The 17341-nt window shown below is 56.8% G+C and carries 16 protein-coding genes; 4 read left to right on the top strand and 12 right to left on the bottom strand.

Annotated elements, in window-relative coordinates:
• On the bottom strand, positions 1–267 hold a 267-nt coding region (locus BM136_RS22810; RefSeq protein ID WP_139219364.1), incomplete at its 3' end, for a transposase.
• Between the two features lie 24 nt (positions 268–291).
• Between BM136_RS22810 and BM136_RS22805 the strand changes: the two genes are divergently transcribed.
• Together BM136_RS22805 and BM136_RS22800 are read left to right on the top strand one after the other, a co-directional pair.
• A complete protein-coding gene (locus tag BM136_RS22805; protein WP_302848174.1) occupies positions 292–1359 on the top strand; it encodes a CaiB/BaiF CoA transferase family protein in 1068 nt (355 codons plus the stop codon).
• The gene (locus BM136_RS22800; RefSeq protein ID WP_092976116.1) at positions 1356–2330 is read left to right on the top strand and encodes a hydroxymethylglutaryl-CoA lyase; all 975 of its coding nucleotides are present in this window, start codon (positions 1356–1358) and stop codon (positions 2328–2330) included. Before BM136_RS22805 ends, BM136_RS22800 begins: the two co-directional genes overlap by 4 nt.
• A gap of 180 nt (positions 2331–2510) precedes the next feature.
• Here BM136_RS22800 and BM136_RS22795 read toward each other — a convergent pair whose 3' ends face one another.
• From BM136_RS22795 to BM136_RS22750, 11 genes are all read right to left on the bottom strand, one after another.
• Positions 2511–2915 carry a hypothetical protein gene (locus BM136_RS22795; protein WP_368073450.1) on the bottom strand — a complete coding sequence of 135 codons (405 nt, stop codon included), beginning with the start codon at positions 2913–2915 and terminating at the stop codon, positions 2511–2513.
• 118 nt (positions 2916–3033) lie between these two features.
• Complete coding sequence (locus tag BM136_RS22790) at positions 3034–3411, bottom strand: type II secretion system protein (protein ID WP_092976113.1); 378 nt, start codon at positions 3409–3411, stop codon at positions 3034–3036.
• A 33-nt stretch (positions 3412–3444) separates the two neighbouring features.
• The gene (locus tag BM136_RS22785) at positions 3445–3936 is read right to left on the bottom strand and encodes a type II secretion system protein (RefSeq protein WP_092976110.1); all 492 of its coding nucleotides are present in this window, start codon (positions 3934–3936) and stop codon (positions 3445–3447) included.
• Between the two features lie 11 nt (positions 3937–3947).
• Positions 3948–6164 (bottom strand): cohesin domain-containing protein, encoded by a 2217-nt coding sequence (locus BM136_RS22780; RefSeq protein ID WP_254775737.1) that lies wholly within the window; start codon positions 6162–6164, stop codon positions 3948–3950.
• A 131-nt stretch (positions 6165–6295) separates the two neighbouring features.
• Positions 6296–6868, bottom strand: coding sequence for a hypothetical protein (locus BM136_RS25260; protein WP_139219399.1), 573 nt, complete (start codon positions 6866–6868; stop codon positions 6296–6298).
• Positions 6865–7467, bottom strand: a complete 603-nt coding sequence (locus tag BM136_RS22775) for a hypothetical protein (RefSeq protein ID WP_092976104.1) — start codon at positions 7465–7467, stop codon at positions 6865–6867. The genes BM136_RS25260 and BM136_RS22775 overlap by 4 nt, the downstream gene beginning before the upstream one ends.
• Positions 7464–8798, bottom strand: coding sequence for a hypothetical protein (locus tag BM136_RS25255; protein ID WP_139219398.1), 1335 nt, complete (start codon positions 8796–8798; stop codon positions 7464–7466). Before BM136_RS25255 ends, BM136_RS22775 begins: the two co-directional genes overlap by 4 nt.
• Positions 8779–10455 (bottom strand): GspE/PulE family protein, encoded by a 1677-nt coding sequence (locus BM136_RS22765; RefSeq protein ID WP_092976098.1) that lies wholly within the window; start codon positions 10453–10455, stop codon positions 8779–8781. The genes BM136_RS25255 and BM136_RS22765 overlap by 20 nt, the downstream gene beginning before the upstream one ends.
• Positions 10452–11642 (bottom strand): type II secretion system F family protein, encoded by a 1191-nt coding sequence (locus BM136_RS22760; protein ID WP_092976095.1) that lies wholly within the window; start codon positions 11640–11642, stop codon positions 10452–10454. Before BM136_RS22760 ends, BM136_RS22765 begins: the two co-directional genes overlap by 4 nt.
• A gap of 14 nt (positions 11643–11656) precedes the next feature.
• On the bottom strand, positions 11657–12067 hold the full coding sequence (gspG, locus tag BM136_RS22755; protein ID WP_175537207.1) for a type II secretion system major pseudopilin GspG: 411 nt from the start codon (positions 12065–12067) through the stop codon (positions 11657–11659).
• Positions 12068–12190: 123 nt separating this feature from the next.
• Positions 12191–13144, bottom strand: a complete 954-nt coding sequence (locus tag BM136_RS22750; RefSeq protein WP_254775739.1) for a cytochrome-c peroxidase — start codon at positions 13142–13144, stop codon at positions 12191–12193.
• Between the two features lie 522 nt (positions 13145–13666).
• Here BM136_RS22750 and BM136_RS22745 point away from each other — a divergent pair.
• On the top strand, positions 13667–16339 hold the full coding sequence (locus BM136_RS22745) for a beta strand repeat-containing protein (protein WP_092976086.1): 2673 nt from the start codon (positions 13667–13669) through the stop codon (positions 16337–16339).
• Between the two features lie 218 nt (positions 16340–16557).
• Positions 16558–17328 carry a hypothetical protein gene (locus tag BM136_RS22740; RefSeq protein WP_092976083.1) on the top strand — a complete coding sequence of 257 codons (771 nt, stop codon included), beginning with the start codon at positions 16558–16560 and terminating at the stop codon, positions 17326–17328.
• Positions 17329–17341 lie beyond the last annotated feature (13 nt).

Below are 17341 nucleotides of genomic sequence, written 5' to 3'. Positions count from 1 at the left end.
CTTGGCAAAGTACGCTGCGGCCTTTTTTAGGATGTCGCGCTCCTCGGTCACCCGCTTGAGTTCAGCCTTGAGCCAGCGCACCTCCTCGGATTGCGATACCTGCCCTTGCGGCTCTGCCACGGGCTGGCGTCGCTGTTTGATCCACTGGTACAGGCTGTGCTGGCTCACGCCTAACCGCTGCGCGACCTCGGCCACGCTGTGGCCTCTATCCACGACCTGATTGACCGCCTCGACCCTGAATTCTTCGGTGTATCTCTGTGCACTCATCGCACCTCCTGTCTAACCTCTAGTTTGAGGCTCACAGGTGTCTACTGGGGCCGGGGCGATTCAACCTCCGTATGGTGGCAGGTGCAGTCGCGAAACAAGCGCTCCGTGGCGCTCGACCTGCGCAACCCGGAAGCGCAAGAGATTGCACGAGAACTGATTGCTTCAGCCGATGTGCTCATTGAGAATTTTCGCCCCGGCACGCTGGAAAGCTGGGGGCTGGGCTGGGATGTGCTGTCGGAACTGAACCCGGGCTTGGTGATGTTGCGTATCTCTGGCTACGGGCAGACGGGGCCATACCGTGACTTGCCCGGGTTCGGCGCCATCGGTGAAGCCATGGGCGGCCTGCGCCATCTCACCGGTGAGCCTGGTCGCATACCTGTGCGATGCGGCATCTCAATCGGCGACACGCTCGCCGCGTTGCACGGCACGATCGGCATTCTCACTGCGCTGTACCACCGCAAAGTGAACGGCGGCAAGGGCCAGGTCATCGACGTGGCCTTGAACGAGGCCGTGCTCAATGTCATGGAAAGTCTGATCCCGGAGTACAGCGCGTTTGGTGCTGTACGAGAGCCTGCAGGTAGCGCCTTGCCGGGTATCGCGCCGTCGAATGCCTATCGTTGTGTCGACGGCTACATCCTGATCGCTGGTAATGGTGACAGCATCTTCAAGCGCTTGATGCACACCATCGGGCGCACAGATCTCGCGGACGATCCTGCCTTTGCCAATAATGCCGGCCGGGTCGCCCGAGTTGAAGAGCTGGATGGCGCCATTGGCAGCTGGACGACATTGCGGACGGTGGAAGAGGCATTGTACCTGCTGGCTGAAGCGCGCGTACCGGCTGGCAAGGTCTATACCGCCAAGGACATCGTTGAAGACCCGCATTACCGTGCGCGGGACATGATCCTCTCGCAGTGCACCCGTGAAGGGGACACGTTGGAGGTACCGGGCGTGGTCCCCAAATTGGAGGGCACACCGGGCACCGTTCGTACCGCTGCGCCGCGCTTGGGAGAGGACACCAATGCTGTGTTGCGAGAACTTGGCATCACCGATGATCAGATCGACGTGCTGCGGAACAAAGGAGTCATCGCATGAGCGCCTGGAACGGGAATCGCCGCCGCATCCACATCCAAGAGGTCGGTACGCGGGATGGATTGCAGGCTGAATGCACATTTGTGCCCACTGAAGAGAAGATTGCGCTGATCGATGCGCTGTCTTCTTTGGGCCTAGCCAAGATCGAAGTCACTGGATTCGTTTCACCCAAGGCGATTCCCGTCCTGGCCGACGCAGAGGCTGTGATGAGAGGAGTCCGCCGCGTGCCTGGCACGGTGTACAGCGCGCTCGTGCCGAACGTACGGGGCGCCGAGCGCGCGATCGACTGTGGGGCGGATGAGGTGAACCTCGTCATGTCGGCCACCGAAACGCACAACCTCGCAAATTTGCGCATGACCCGAGAGCAGTCGTTTGGCGGGCTGCAGGAAGTGGCCGCATTGGCTCGCAGGGCTGGGGTCCGCATCAATGTCTCGCTCTCATGCGCATTCGGCTGTCCGATGGAAGGCGAAGTCGAGATGGCAACCGTGCTGGACTGGGTGGAGCGCTTTCACACGCGGTTGGGCGCCGACAACGTCACGCTGTGCGATACCACGGGGATGGGGTATCCCACTCAGGTGAACACACTGGTGCGAGCGTTCCGTGAACGTTGGGCCAATGCGGCGTTGACGCTGCACTTCCATAACACCAGAGGCATGGGGCTCGCCAATGTGCTGGCGGCAATCGACGGCGGCGCAGACCGCTTCGACGCTTCACTGGGTGGCATTGGCGGCTGTCCGTACGCACCTGGGGCCACCGGGAACATCTGCACGGAAGATACAGTGCATGCGCTGGAACTGATGGGCTACGACACAGGGGCCAACCTGGGTGGGCTGGTGGCTGTATCGCGTCGCCTTCCTGCGTTGGTGGGACACGATACGCCAAGTCAGATCGCTAAAGCCGGACAACGGCTTCAACTGCATCCCGCTCCGCACGACCTCGAGGCGATACGAGCGCGAGCAGAGGCGCGAGTCTGACAACGTACTCAGCGCAATCCAGTCTGCCGTTTGCTGTTGGGGGGTGGGGCAGGCTCCACTTTCGGAGCTTGCGTGTCCGCCCCTTCGACTGACCAACACTTCTGCCATCGGAAGACGGCATTGCTCGCCGGGGCTTGATCACTGTACAAGCGCGTGGGTAGGCCGTCTTAACTGATCTGTCTATGGACCTTGGGGGCGGCCGGCCGTCGATCCGGTGGCTCCGTAATTGCGGGAAGTCCAGTTATTGTCGTTGGTGAAAACCCAGTCGGAATAGCTTTCCTTGCCTTCGAACGTTTGGAACGGAGGAGGGAAGTTCGCGATCTTGATCGGAACCCGTTGCGATGCGCTGTGAAGGCCAATGATCCCACCGCCTGGTGCTTGCAGAAGAACCCAGTCATCTTTGGACGTCAGAGGATCGACATAGATCTTCCGAAGATGCCGCCGCACATTCGGATAGCGGGCATCCCTCAGCAAGTCCTGAAGCGTCATGGGATAGCGGGAAGTCCCGGCTGGCGTTGCGCGCGAATAGCTATCAAGCGCAGCACGATATTGTTCGCCAACATAGAGCAGTTCTTCTTCTGCCATGCGGCGTTCGATGAGAGCTCCCAATGTCAAGGCGGTAGTTGTAGTTATGCCCAGCACCGCCACAAGAATCAGGACTCCAAGATACGTGAGACCGGCTTCTTTGCGACACCGGCAGCCGCTATAGGTCCGCATAGGGCGTTCCCTCGGCCGTTTGTCCAGATGCCGAACTCTTCAAGGTATACACCGCGCCCTTCGTCGAGTCGTCTGGTGGGATGATCACCCACGTACTGTTGCTGCCGGTCAGTGGGTCGACAGGCAGTGCCCTGAGGTAGTGGTGGTCCACCAGATCTTGCAATGAGTCCGGATAGTGACCCGTGTCATCGTAATACTTGTCGATTGTCTCCCTGGTGACGCGCAGATTCTCTTTGAGGACCGTCTCCTTGGACTTGTCGATGCTGTGGAAATACCGAGGCAGTGACAGTGTTAGCAAGAATGCGACGATCGCTAGCACCACCAGCAACTCGATAAGTGTGAACCCATCATGGGGCGGGCGCATCAGAGATGAGAATCGTGCTCTCGTGGACATGGCTTACCAGCGACGATATGGAATGCCATTGAGACCGGTTGCGGGAGACCGTGAGTACACGTCGTAGACGTCGTCCCCTTCCTGCGGGTCGGACGCCTCGCTTGAGTAGCTACGCTTTCCCCATATCTGGTCTTCTCCAAGGCGCATGTCGCGTTGCATTGGGTCAAGCGGAATCCGCCGGAGAAAGTAGATCTTTGCCTTCTTGGGGTCGCGCGCGTCTTCGATTCCCTCAACCAGTATCCTCAGAGAGGGGGGGTACCCGGTGCTGTCGATCGTGTGAGGGATTCTCCCTTCGTCCGACGCTCGTTTGTACGCGTCTATCGCAGTGCGTATCTCTCGTAGCGATCGTCTGAGTTCCTGCTCGCGTTGGCGCTGTACCGTTACCTCAGCCAGCGGCACCACCAACGTGACCAGGACGGCCATGATTGCAAGTGTTACTAGCAACTCAATCAGCGTAAAACCCAATGCGGAACGATGATAGGTCAGCGCCGGCATGGTATTCAGAATCAAGGTGTGATCTTGATGGCTTGAGGACTTGGGGACGATGCATTGACCGAGGTCCCGTTGAGCCCGACCGGTGCAATCGTCACCAACTGCAGTTGAGCTGCATCTGCTGCTGCCATCGCGCGCAGCGAGAGTGTCACTAATACGCCTGACGATCCCGCACCCGAGTCGTCTCCCTGGCCCGCCGCGCTGCGCGTGTTGGTGACATAAATCTGCCCCGCATTCTGATCAACCCGCTCGTTGAAGGCCGTCGCAGCACCTCCTTGCTTCATGAGGTCTCCTTCCGTGACGGATAGAACCTGCAGGAGCTTCGGATCAAACGAAAGCGCGTAGGGAATGCTGGTAATGGGCTGCGACGGCTGCATCCAGAGCTGCGCGGAGAACGTCTCCCCGACTTTCACCTGCGACGGCGCTTGCCATCTCATTAGTCCCTGGGTAGTACTGCTTCCGGCATTGTTGCCACTGTTGGTTGGGGTAGGCGAAGGCAGAGCGCCTGTGGGCGGTGTTGGCGAACCTGACAGAGGGGCCGGTGCACTGTCGATTGCGGGAGCAATGCCGGAACTGGACGGGGAGTCGGGTGCGGATCGGGATGAGAGACCATGCAGACTCGATTCAGTGCCAGCTGCAAACTCAATTTGCGTGAGGTCCGGGCGAGGTGTGTTTCGAACGAGCCGCGGCGTGATCGACAGTACGATTTCATTTTTCGTCGTCTGATTCAGGCTGCTGGAGAACAACCGTCCAATTCCTGGGATGTCGCCAAGCCCAGGGACCTTGTTCGTTGTACGCTGGTCCTGATCGTTAATGAGACCCGCGAGGACTTGGTTCTCTCCATCTTTTAGGCGGAGAACCGTTGATGCGGTACGCGTGCCGATTTGATATGCCAGCGTTCCGGTGGTGGTCGTGACCTGATTGGCGATACTGCTGACTTCCAATGAGACCTTGATGGCGATCTCATTGTCAATGGAGATGACCGGGGTGACCTCGAGCTTCAGACCGACATCAAGATACTGAACGCTCTGCGCTACAAATCCGGTCGACGTTGAGGTCGTTGTGATGTTGGGAACGCGGTCTCCGATCAGGATCTTGGCGGTCTCTCTATTGCGCGCGCGGATTCGAGGGTTCGCCAGGAGATTGACATCTCCATCCACTCCGCGGGCGTTGATGTTTAACGGCGAAAGCGTTGCGCCGACGCCGCTTGGTGTTAGGTGTAGAAGATCATTGAGCGTCACGCTCCCGCCGGAGGTGGATGGCAACGGGACCAAGGAAAGCTGCTCGGGAAACTTAATGCCGAGCTCGGAAAGGCGAGTGCGATTGACTTCGAGGATTTCGACCTCCAGCATAACCTCCGGTTCAGGAAGATCGTGAAGTGCGACAAGCTTTTCTGCAGCGCGAATTGCATCCGGAGTGTCTCGCATGATGACCATGTTCTGCTTCTTGTCGACAACGACGTCGCGAGACTTTAGGATGGTCTTCAGGGTTCCGGCCACCTGTTCCGCATCCGCGTTGGAGAGGAAGAATGACCGTACGGCGAGCGGTTGATAGTCCTTAAGCTTTGCCGGTGTGTTTGGGTAGACCAGAATCGTGTTCCGATCAAGGATGCGTTGCTCCAACTGATTGGTTAGCAGCACAACGTCCAAGGCATCCTTGATGGATGTTCCCTTCAGGAAAATCGTCGTCTTCTGGTCTCCCTTGATGTCTTTATCAAAGACGAAATTGATGCCGCTGGTACGAGCAAACACTTCGAAGACCTGCTTGAGCGGTGCATCCTTGAAGTCGATCGAGAGTGTCTTCTTAAGCGCTGAAGAGAGTTGAGGCGAAGCGGAGTTCTTTGCGGCCGTTTCCTCAAGTGCGCTCCATAGTCGGAGTGCTGCAGGATTGACGGGGTCCTCCGACAGCACGGTACGCAGTGCGGATCGAGCTCCATCCTCATCCTTCTTCCGAACCGCAGTCTCTGCCTCCTGCACAAGCTTGGCATGCCGTGCAGTTCGTTCCATCAATTGCAGTCCCGTTCTCGCAATCGCGTTACTTGGATCGACGGCGAGTACCCGACGATAGTAAGTTTCGGCGGTTCTTGAGTCACCACGGCTAATTGCTCCGGCACTTTGCGCAAGCCAATTCGCGACGGCTTGTTCTCTGAGCGTCAGATACATCTCGCGCAGTTCTGGGTTGGAGGGCTTCTCCACCAGTGCTACCTTCAAACGTGCGAGGCTTTCTTCCACCTTCCCTTGACTATAGAGCTGGCGAGCTTCCTCCTTGGCTACGTTTGATGTGGCGCAAGCGCACAGCAGGCCCGATAGGACTAAAAGCAGTAGAGGATTCCGACAAGTGAGCATGCGTGTTTAGCCAGCAGTCATTCGATCGTGAGGGTCTGCGATTCGTTCAACGGCAGGTACTTCATAACCAAGGTCGGGGGAGCGATGGAGATGACCTGATAGGAAGAATCGATACGCTCGCCCGCTTTTGTGATTACGGTGGTGCCTTCCCGGCTCAGAAAGACCGTCCATACGCCGTTGTCCTGCTGTTTCCCTAAATAGCTGAATGGCAGGGCTGGGGCGGACGGCGGTGGCGGAGGTGCGGGCGGTGGCGGCGGTGGCACCCAAGTTTGACTGGTGAATACCGATGTCGCCCCATCTGCTATCCGTGAGCCCGTAGTTTCGGCCCTTGGCGTGAGCGCAAGAATCATCACGCTGTTGCTGGGGTTGGCACGGCTAGTCGCCACTACTGCTGGAGCGCTTGCAGAAGCAGTGGAGTTCACGTTCGATGTGGAGTCCGATCGATCAACTGAAACGCTACGGGCGGAACTCGTTGGCCGGCTTTGTTTTGCATCGTCAACAACGGAGTTGGACGGTGTCCGGTCTCCAAGGGCGGAGATTGCCGCTGCGCTGATGAGTCCCAATACGAGCAGAACGTGGCGGCGTTTCATAGGGTCCCCTCTGTCGCCGAAGGTGTGGGGGGCGTTGAATCGAGTGTGGGGCTCTGTCCTCTAAAGTACAGCGTGAACTGGAGCTTCGCCTCGATGCTTGGGTCGCTGATGGACGCGCGCTTGAAGTGCAGCCCATCAAGAGCGGCATACGGGATGGCCTTGAGTGCCTGGTCGCAGAATTTTCGGATGTTGGAATAGGACCCACGCACTGGCAGTGTGATTCGATATGCGTAGTAATGGCCGGCCCGCTCATAGACGACCTGGTAGTCACCCTGCTTGAGTGCGAGAGCGGTGTCACCTGCGATCTGGAAGAACGTACTGATTGGTGTCTCGATCTCTGGATACCTACCGAGAGCGCGATAAAAGACTGCCAGGTGCTGAGTTGACGTGGCTTGCGGCACAACAACTTGGGGGGGCGGGTGCGACAGCTCAGCACTGGCTTTCGCAAACTCAGTCTTTGCATGCTCCAGCGCGACGCGTTCGGACGGCAACCACCAGGCGAACAGGGCGACGGATATCACTGCTAGAACAACAACCGCCGGGATCATCCAGCCCATTCGTATCAGGCCAATGTGCAGACGTAAAGCTAGCGGCTTCATTTTCTGACTTCGCTCCAGTTGGCTTCAAACTGAAATCGAAGCGGATGCATTGAATCCTGCTCGTTGAGCTCGTGTCTGGTCAGCAACACACTTTCGAAGTGACCACGTGACCTCAGTTGCGTTAGATAGGCCAACATGCCAGCGGAGTCTGGCGCCTCAGCCGTTCCCTTCAGTACGTTGCGCTTGGCATCGGGCTCAATCGATAGTAGAGCGATCTCCTTGGGGGTGGACGCCTCAACGTCTTGCAGCAACTGTCGCCAGGGCAAATTGAGTTGACTGATTGCTTTGTTCACGGAAGCAGCTTGGTCGGCCCTGATCGGCAGGCTGGTTTCATTTGTTATGGGTTTTTGGCGTGCGGCCATCCGTGCACGTACGCTCGCCGTTCGACTCTCGATTTGTGTCCGTTGCATTCCGGTGTGCACAGATTCCACAGCTACTATCCCGATGCATAGCAGCATAGCCACACAGGCAGCGAAAGAACTACGAGTGACTTTGGCGCGAACCGTCGGCCCCAGGCGGAAGTCGATGTCGAACGAAGGGAGGTACTGCCAGACGGTAATCCGTCGTGGCCGCTTCGACACTTGGAATGCCATCTCCGGAGATGCGCTTTTCTCGAGTTCAGGAGGGATGTCACCGCGACCATATGCAACCCTTGGGGCCTGCCGGTCAAGGCGCATTGCCTCCACTTGAACGGCTTCATGCAACGCGCTGACGGACTGCCAGATTTCGTCAGGCCATTGCACGCTGCGTATCGCGTGAACCCGCCGCTTGTCGCAAACAAGGAGCGTCACCGCAGTGCCTTGCCGGCTCACAAGCCAACTCTCCGAGGATGGCGACAGAACATCGACGTCCCGCCGCCAGACCTCCAACGGAGCCGCTGCGATTCGCTGTACACGTAGCTTGCGCGCACCGACGAATCCGGTCAGTGCATCCAGTAGGGTTCCCCGGACTCCAGCGGCAAGAAACGGATGGCGCGAGTCCCATGCTGCAGCGATATGCCAGTCTTCGGGCTTTAGTCCGTAAAGCGTTGAGAAGCGCAGCGATGCTGCACCTTTCAAATCATCGATTCCCGTTGCGTTGCTGGGTGGTGTGACCAGAAATAGGCGTACTAGCGGTGATGACACCACAATACTGACGCGAGCATAGCGGGGAAGCACAGTCGGCCCAATTGACATGAGCCCAGTTCGCAAAGCTCGCTCGTAGGGGCCCGGCTGCAAGTCAACGGACTGCAGTAGTTCTGCCTGTTCATCACCATGGCCCGTTGGCGCCCACAATCCCAGATCGGTTTGCGACACGGTGAGCACAAACTCTTTATGCTTGAAGAGTGACACGCTTCACCTCCTCCAGCGTTGTTTCACCCGTCCGCGCTAAGTCAAGTGCGGCCTCGCGCAAGCTTCTCGTTCCAGTCTTTCTGGCTGCGTCCTTGATATGTCGGATAGGAGCCTTCGCAACGACAAGCTCTCTGAGTTCGTCGTTGAGAACGAGAATCTCGGCGATCGACTTTCTGCCAAGATATCCCGTACCTCGACAATCGCCACATCCACGGCCAGCACGCAAGGTGAAGTCAGTCAATTCTGCAGAAGTGAGTCCGAGACCCTGTACCAGTTCGTCGGACGGGCGGACGTGCTCAGCACATCGTGGGCAAACCATACGGACGAGGCGCTGTGCCCAGATACCATTAAGCGCCGAAACAAAAGCGTACGGATCGACCCCCATGTGGGTAAATCGGCCAAATACGTCGAAGACGTTGTTGGCGTGTACGGTTGTCAGGACCAAATGACCTGTTAGGGCTGACTGGACGGCGATCTCTGCGGTTTCACGGTCCCGTATTTCACCAACCATGATCTTGTCTGGATCGTGGCGGAGAATGGAGCGCAGGCCCTTGGCGAACGTGAGCCCCTTCTTGTCGTTCACCGGAATTTGAAGTACACCTGGGAGCTGGTACTCGACGGGATCCTCAATCGTGATGATCTTGTCTCGGCCATTGTGGATTTCCGAGATGGCTGCGTACAAGGTCGTTGTTTTGCCCGATCCGGTAGGGCCGGTCACAAGCAACATGCCGTAGGGTTCAGCGGCCAGGCGACGTAATGCCACCAACGATTTCCCATCGAATCCGAGGGCTTCCAGTGTCAAGGCTCCATGGGCTTCGATCATGGCTCGCTTGTCCAGGATTCGGATGACGGCATCCTCACCGTGAATGCTGGGCATGATTGAGACCCGAAGATCGATTTCCCGGCCTCGAGATTCCACTCTGAAGCTACCGTCCTGGGGTACGCGCCGTTCGGCGATATCAAGTTCGGCCAATACTTTCAGTCTTGAAATGACCTGCTCAGCGAGTTCTGCTCCCGATAAGGAGGCAGCGTGATCCAGTACACCATCGACCCGGTACTTGACGGCGAGACCGGTCGCCGTGCTCTCTAGATGGATGTCGGATGCCCCCACGCGCAAGGCGTCGTAGAGCGTCGAGTTGACAACTTTGACTACCGGGCTCGCCGTGTCATTGACGGAAACGTACGAGAGAATCTCGGTGGTGCGTGACGAGCCTGGACTATCGCTAACCGACGCCGAGAGCGTATCGATTGCCCGTACCAATTCCTCTTGCCTTGCTAAGTAGGCCTCGATGTCGGGTTCCAGTGCCAGTCGAAACGTGATGGGCTGATCGGCCTGCGCTTCCAGCCAAGTTTGTTGATCAATATCTTGCGGGTCCGTGATCGCCGCGCATATCGATCCGGCCTGATTCCTGAATAGGACGGCACAGCGCTGCATCGCACGCGCAAGCGGTAGAAGATCAAATGCGGGCGTCTGCGCGTTCAATTCATGCAAAGCGAGCGCTGGCATGCCAAACAAGGCGCCCACCTGCTCAAGTGCGGCATGCGGCAGCAGGTTGCCGATAACCTCCAGCTCGCTGGAGATCGACCGGCCGGAAGCTCGAGCAGCAACCCGTGCGGTTTCAAAGAGAACGATATCTGCTTGAGTGCCGTCTCTCATTGGAGACTCCCGGCCAAATCAAAGATTGGCATGTACAGAAGCACCACAATGAATCCTACAATCACGCCGATGACGGCCATTAGGATTGGCTCAAAGGCGCGCATGAAGCGATCGATGAATCGAATCACATCGCCGTCGTAAAACTCCGCAGCTTGGGTCAGCATTGCGCCGAGTTGGCCAGATTGTTCTCCCACGCGAAGCATCCGCAGCGAAATCGTCGTGGTGAGCCCGTTGGCTTCGAATGCAGTGGAGAGTGCTCGGCCATCTCGTATCTCCGTTTCAGCCGAGATCAAGCGTTTGCGCGACGCAACCGATACAGTTGAACGTGCAGTCGCAAGGGCATGCATTGCTGGAATGCCGCCTTCAAGCAACATGCCGAGGGTGAGATACAGCCTCGATAGCTCGTAGAGTTGAAGGTGATACCCAATCGTTGGTAGTTGCGTGGCAATGCGTGCAAGCCCGCCGGTTTGGATCAATCGCCGAACTCCGCCTACTGCAAGGATTGCAATTGCCAAGACAGCACCGAGCATCACCCAAGCGTGTTGCGCGGCGAGTTGTCCCCAGTCCAGCATGCGTTGAGAGAGCCAGGGCAGCTCGCGGCCACTATCTTGGTATACCAATGCAAAGCGCGGAACGACGTAGCAAAGCAAAAATACCGTGACGGCAAAGCCGACAGTGATCAGGACAAGCGGGTAGATCGAGGCACTGACGACTTTCGTGCGAATGCTGTCTACGCGCTTCTGATATTCGACAAAGCGCCCGAGCGAGCGCGGCAAATCGCTGGTTCCCTCCGCCGCCTGCATGAGGCCGATGTAGAGAGGAGGAAAGTGGTCGGCTTGCTCTGAGAGGGCTGCCGAGAATCGTCGACCTTCTCGTAGAGCAGCCAGCAGTCGGTCCAGAATGTCGCATGTCTCTGGCGCCGTCTCCTTTTCTCTGAGCGCTTCGATCGCTTCAAACAGGCTCAATCCAGCCTTGATCAAGGCGAGCAATTCCTGGCTGAACAGTAGCAACGAGAAGCGCTTGGAGGACGAAAGTTGCGGCGTTTGTGCTGACCGAACGCGCTTGATTGACACGGTTTGTAACGCCAACGCTTCGATTTGCCGGCGCGCATCCTGTTCATCCCGAGCGTCGAGAACGACGGTCGAGATCATGTTTGTGGCAGAGAGGGTCTTAGCTTCGTAGCGCATTGCACTCTCGTGACCTATTGACTCACGATGTCGGCGTTCTCACCCGTTCCGCCGGGTTGACCGTCTTTGCCACGTGAGACGATCTCAAAGTCGCCTTTTGTACCTGGCGCGCGATAGGCGTAAGGGCGTCCCCAAGGGTCTGGTGGGACATCTTTCTTAAGGTAAGGACCGTTCCACCCATTGGCATTGGCTGGGCGGTGAAGGAGTGCATCAAGCCCTTCTTCGGAGGTGGGGTAGCGGCCAACATCCAACCGAAAACTATCTAATGCACGTTCGAAGGCTTCGATCTGACTGCGGGCTACTGTGACTTCGGATTTGCCGATCTGAGAAAAATACTTTGGCCCGACGTAAGAGGCCAACAAACCGATGATCACGACAACGACCAGCAGTTCAAGCAAGGTAAATCCATCTTGGCGGGGAGGTATCGACGGTCGGTACGAGAGACGACTGCGATTTTCTAGGTGACTCAAACAGTTGGTGTGGGGCACGGTGTGCTCTCGCTTCTACGTTTGAACTTGCCACGACAAGAACGCGCGCTGTGAAGATACTCAGTGCAGGGTTGCTCGTTGAGCTGTTTCGCCAGTCAAGCTTTCGAGAAAGTGAACAAGATCGGTCTTTTCTTCTGGGGTTAAAACTATAGGTCGGCCATTCTGATTAGACCGATAGTAAATTTCTTGATCGACCGCTTGCGCAAGTGTGTCGATACTTCCGTCATGCATGTATGGCGCGGTAAGCGCTACATTGCGCAGGCTGGGTGTGCGGAATTGCCCGATATCCGCGGGGTCGAGCGTGACAAAAAATCGACCTAGTTCTGAAATGTCTGTGTCGCTGAGGACTGTGGCATCAGCAGACTGTTTTCCGTGGCGTGCGGCGACGGCATGCTTAGTGATGTCTGCCAACCGGGTTTCAATTCGACTCATCCCGATATGTAGGCCATGAAATTTTTGATCGGAGAAGGATGCGCTTGATGGTCCGATCTGATGGCAAGTTGCACATTGCGCTCTTCCCAAAAATAAGGTTAGCCCACGTCGCGCACTTTGTGACAACGCAGTTTGCTCCCCACCATAGTAGTAATAGTCGAACGCCGAGGCCCCGCCGTTCAGTGAACGCACATAAGAAGCAAGCGCTTTGGCGATAGAGTCTTCGTCGATCGAGGCTTGTGTGATCCCGAATGCTTGAGCAAATAGGGCGGGATAGGACGGATCAGCTCGGACGAGCGCCACCAGTCGCGCGGTATTCGGTAACCCGTGCTCTCTTGGGTTGACAAACGGATCCAACGCCTGTGCTTCCAGTGTGGTCCGGCGGCCATCCCAGAATTGGGTTTCCATGACGCCGGCATTCAGAAGGCTGGGGGCGTTGCGCGTGCCGACTAAATTATCGACACCTCGAGATATCGATAGTCCGTCGCTAAAGGCACGATCTGGCTGATGACAACTTGCGCAGCTTATTTTCCCGCTCGCGCTAAGACGATTGTCAAAGAAAATTTTCCCGCCCAACGTCACCTTTTCGGCTGTGGGAGGGTTGTTTGCGGGGTGCCCTACTGTTGGCAGACCAATATGCCCTCCCACGGACTCTCCGTAGGAATACGTGAAAAGCGCTGCCCCCGAGATGGCGATAACCGCTCTCTGTAGTATGTGCACCGTCGATTTGCCCCAATGGACCTCGATCTCAACTTCTTCCCGTATCGATAAGTACGGCTTTCAATGATTAGGGGGTGATTGGCTTGACTGCAAGAAAAATTTGGTGGGGTATCCAATTTAGGTAATTGTGTAAATCTATCCCGCCCGAAGAGGGGTGTCCTTGAAGCCCGGTGTGGCGTCTGCTATACACGACCAGATGTGCCATCATCACAGGAAGGAGAGACAAAAAATAGAGGAAATAGAATCCCCTAAGAACGAGAAGTTTGACCGCTGAGCCTTATCTGCGGCTGCATTTAACCAAATCAAAACGATATTTCACGCGAAGGTTGTGGCGATAAAGCTCTATCGCTACGTCTGTTGCGTCCTTGTTTCGGGAGAAAACTCATGCTGAGTCGGGGCGTAGCTTCGGTCGCTCGTTGGTTGTCTCGATTTGGCAGCGCTACTCGGCGCGCGGTCGTGGTGGCTTTGGCTGGCTTGGTACTTGTTCAGTCGGCCTCCGGTGGAACATATAACTTCAGCTACGACGAGTTGGGGAGGCTGACTGGCGTCTCTGATGGCGCGGGCAATACGGCTGTTTACGCTTACGACGCGGTTGGCAATATCACGTCGGTCTCGCGAGGCAACGCCGCGGTTTCGATCCTGGGATTCACTCCGAGCAGCGCATCTGTTGGGGCCAGTGTCACGATCTCTGGTACCGGGTTCTCCGCGACTGCAAACCAAAACACGGTTCAATTCAACGGCGCGACAGCAGTGGTCAGTTCCGCGTCAGCTAACCAGTTGGTTGCCCAGGTACCAACTGGGGCTGGCACAGGGCCGATCACCGTTGTCTCACCAAATGGTTCAGCGACAAGTTCGACGCCGTTCACGGTGACTCAAAGCTCGGCACCAAGCATCAGCGGATTTTCTCCGGCGATTGGTGTTGCAGGGACTACCGTAACGGTGAGCGGAACGAACTTCAGAACAACGGCGAGCGAGAACAGCCTTAAGTTCAATACTCGATCTGCAACAGTAGCTGCCGCCACTGCGACAACGCTCTCAGCGACGGTGCCCGCGTCGTCGACTTCCGGCCAGTTGTCGGTTGGGACAGCTTACGGGCAAGCAATAAGCAGCGAGGATTTCTTTGTTGTGCCTCCTCCCCGTACGGTCGCAGATGTTGCGGTGACCGGTCGCATGACGATTGGTAGCAGTCAGACTGTGTCGTTTCCAACGTCAGGGAAGATTGGTTTGATCGTTTTCGACGGAGCAGCCGGTCAAAGGCTGAACTTTCTAGTTACGACTTCCAGTTTGGGATTTTGCTCAAGCGGCAGCATTCAGCTTCTCAAACCAGACGGGACTAGCCTCGGAAGCACCAACAACATATGCAGCGGTACGTTGTTGGAGCCGGTGGTGGTGCTCCCGAACACTGGGACGTACACCCTCGTTATTACTCCTTCCAGTATTGACAATGGAAGTGTGACATTCGCGCTCAATAGCGTTCCGGCAGATCTGACTGGCACGATAGCGATCGATGGGTCGCCCGTTACTTTGACGACGACTTCGGCTGGTCAGAACGGCAATCTGACCTTCAGTGGAACAGCAGGGCAGCGGGTCAGCGTACAAGTCACACAAGGTATGTCTGCGTACTACCTTGGCATTCTGAGTCCCGATGGCACGGATCTCTATCCGTCACCAGTGCAAGGCGGTACCGCGTTCATCGGGCCTGTAGCATTACCAGTAACAGGGACTTACACCATTGCGCTCAAGCATTCCGGGGCGAATACCGGTAGCACAACGTTTCTCCTATACAACGTCCCACCTGACGCGACCGGAACAATCGCAATCGACGGAGCAGCGTCAACGTTGACAACGACCGCTCCAGGCCAGAATGGTAGCTTGACATTCACTGGTACGGCGGGGCAGACGATCAGTCTGAAGGTTACGCAAGGCATGCCCGCGTACTACCTCGGCATTTTGAATCCGGATGGTACGAATCTCTACCCTTCGGCGATGCAGAGCGGGACGGCGTTCATCGGGCCATTGACCTTGCCTGCGAGCGGGACCTACACAGTTGCACTCGGGCACTACGGCACGAATACAGGGAGCACCACTTTTGCATTAAGCACCGTGGTTACCGATGTAAGTGCCACGATCGCTATCGATGGCCCCTCGATAACGCTGACCACTACCTCGCAAGGACAAAACGGCAGTCTGACGTTTAGCGGTACTGCCGGCCAGAAGGTTAGCTTGAATATCACGCAAGGCATGTCGCTGTACTACCTCGGCGTAAAAAATCCGGATGGCACGAATCTTTATCCGGTGACGATGCAAGGGGGGACTGCATTTGTAGACCCAATGGTCCTGCCCGCAACGGGGACATACACGGTAACCCTGGGGCACTACGGATCCTATACCGGTAGCACGACGTTCACTTTGTATAGCGTGCCGGCAGACACGACTGGAATAATCGTCGCTGGCGGACCGTCTGTGACGCTGACGACAACGGTCCCAGGTCAAAATGGCAGTCTGACTTTCAGTGGTACGGCTGGGCAAAAGGTGAGCCTCAATATCACGCAAGCGATGACCAGATATTTTCTCGGGATTCAGAATCCCGACGCAACGAACCTCTACCCGTCGGCGCTTCAGTACGGGACGATATTCATCGAGCCCATGGTTTTGCCCGCTTCTGGAACGTACGTGATCACTTTGGGGCACAACAGTTCCTATACAGGAGGCACGACATTCACCTTGTATAGCGTGCCGCCCGACGCCACAGGAACGATGGCGGTGGGTGGTCCCTCCGTGACGTTGACGACGACCGTTCCAGGTCAAAACGCCAGCCTGACATTCAGCGGCACGGCAGGACAGAAGATCAGTCTCAATATCAGCCAGGCAATGAACATCTACAGCCTAGCGATCCAAAATCCGGACGGTACAAGCCTTTATCCATTGACGCGCCAATACGGAACGGCAAACGTCGGATCGCTGACGTTACCTGCGGACGGGACATATACGATCACGTTGGGGCACTACGACGTCTATACGGGTAGTACGACGTTGACACTGGACGCAGGCTCCTAATACGAGCGCGATGATGAGGAATGACGTGAACCTCCGCATTTCAGGATTGACCGCGACTCGGTTGGGGAAATTCGTATTTGGGCGGCTAACTCGGTTTGGTGCGGCTTTTCTTCGCGTGATTGCGACAGTCATCGTCGGGCTGCTGCTTATCCAGTCTGCCACCGCGGGGACATATAACTTCAACTACGACGAACTGGGAAGATTGACCGGCGTTTCTGATGGCGCAGGCAATACCGCTGAGCGTACTCACTACTGGGGCATTGAGTTTGCGGGCAACGGGGGCCTACACCATCAAGTTCAGCCCGGCGGGCAGCGGGACGGGGAACCTCACGTTCACGCTCTACAACGTGCCTTCCGACGTGACGGGAACGATCACGATTGGTGGTCCGGCGGTGACGTTGACCACAACTGTTCCGGGACAAAAGGGGAGCTTGACCTTCAGTGGGACTGTGGGCCAGAGGATCAGCTTGGTGACTAGTCAGGACACGGTGGGTGGCTACAGCCTCGCGATTCTGAATCCTGACGGGACCAATCTGTTTTCATCGTCTTCAACTGGCGCGCTCTTTTCTGGAGCATTGACTTTGCCGGCGACGGGGACCTACACCATCAAGTTCAGCCCCGCGGGGAGCGGGACGGGGAGTCTCACGTTCACGCTCTACAACGTGCCTTCCGACGTGACGGGAACGATCACGATTGGCGGCCCGCCGGTGACGTTGACAACGACTGCGCCAGGGCAGAACGGCGGACTCACGTTCAGTGGTACCGCTGGTCAGAAGGTCAGCTTGGCGACAAGCCAGAACAATTTGGGAGGGTACAGCCTCACGATTCTGAATCCAGACGGCACGACTCTGTACCGGTCGTCGGGTACGTATGGAACGTTGTCTACCGGAACATTGACTTTGTCAGCTACTGGAATCTATTCCATCACGCTCAAACCGATTGGGGCCGGAATGGGAAGTCTGACTTTCACCCTCGGTACCGCACAGTAACTTGGAGAGCAAC

Origin of the sequence: Ralstonia sp. NFACC01, from assembly GCF_900115545.1 — a bacterium.
Classification (GTDB): Bacteria; Pseudomonadota; Gammaproteobacteria; order Burkholderiales; family Burkholderiaceae; genus Ralstonia; species Ralstonia mojiangensis.
The sequence above is the reverse complement of the archived record's forward strand: the minus strand, read 5'-3'. Positions and strand labels throughout refer to the sequence as shown.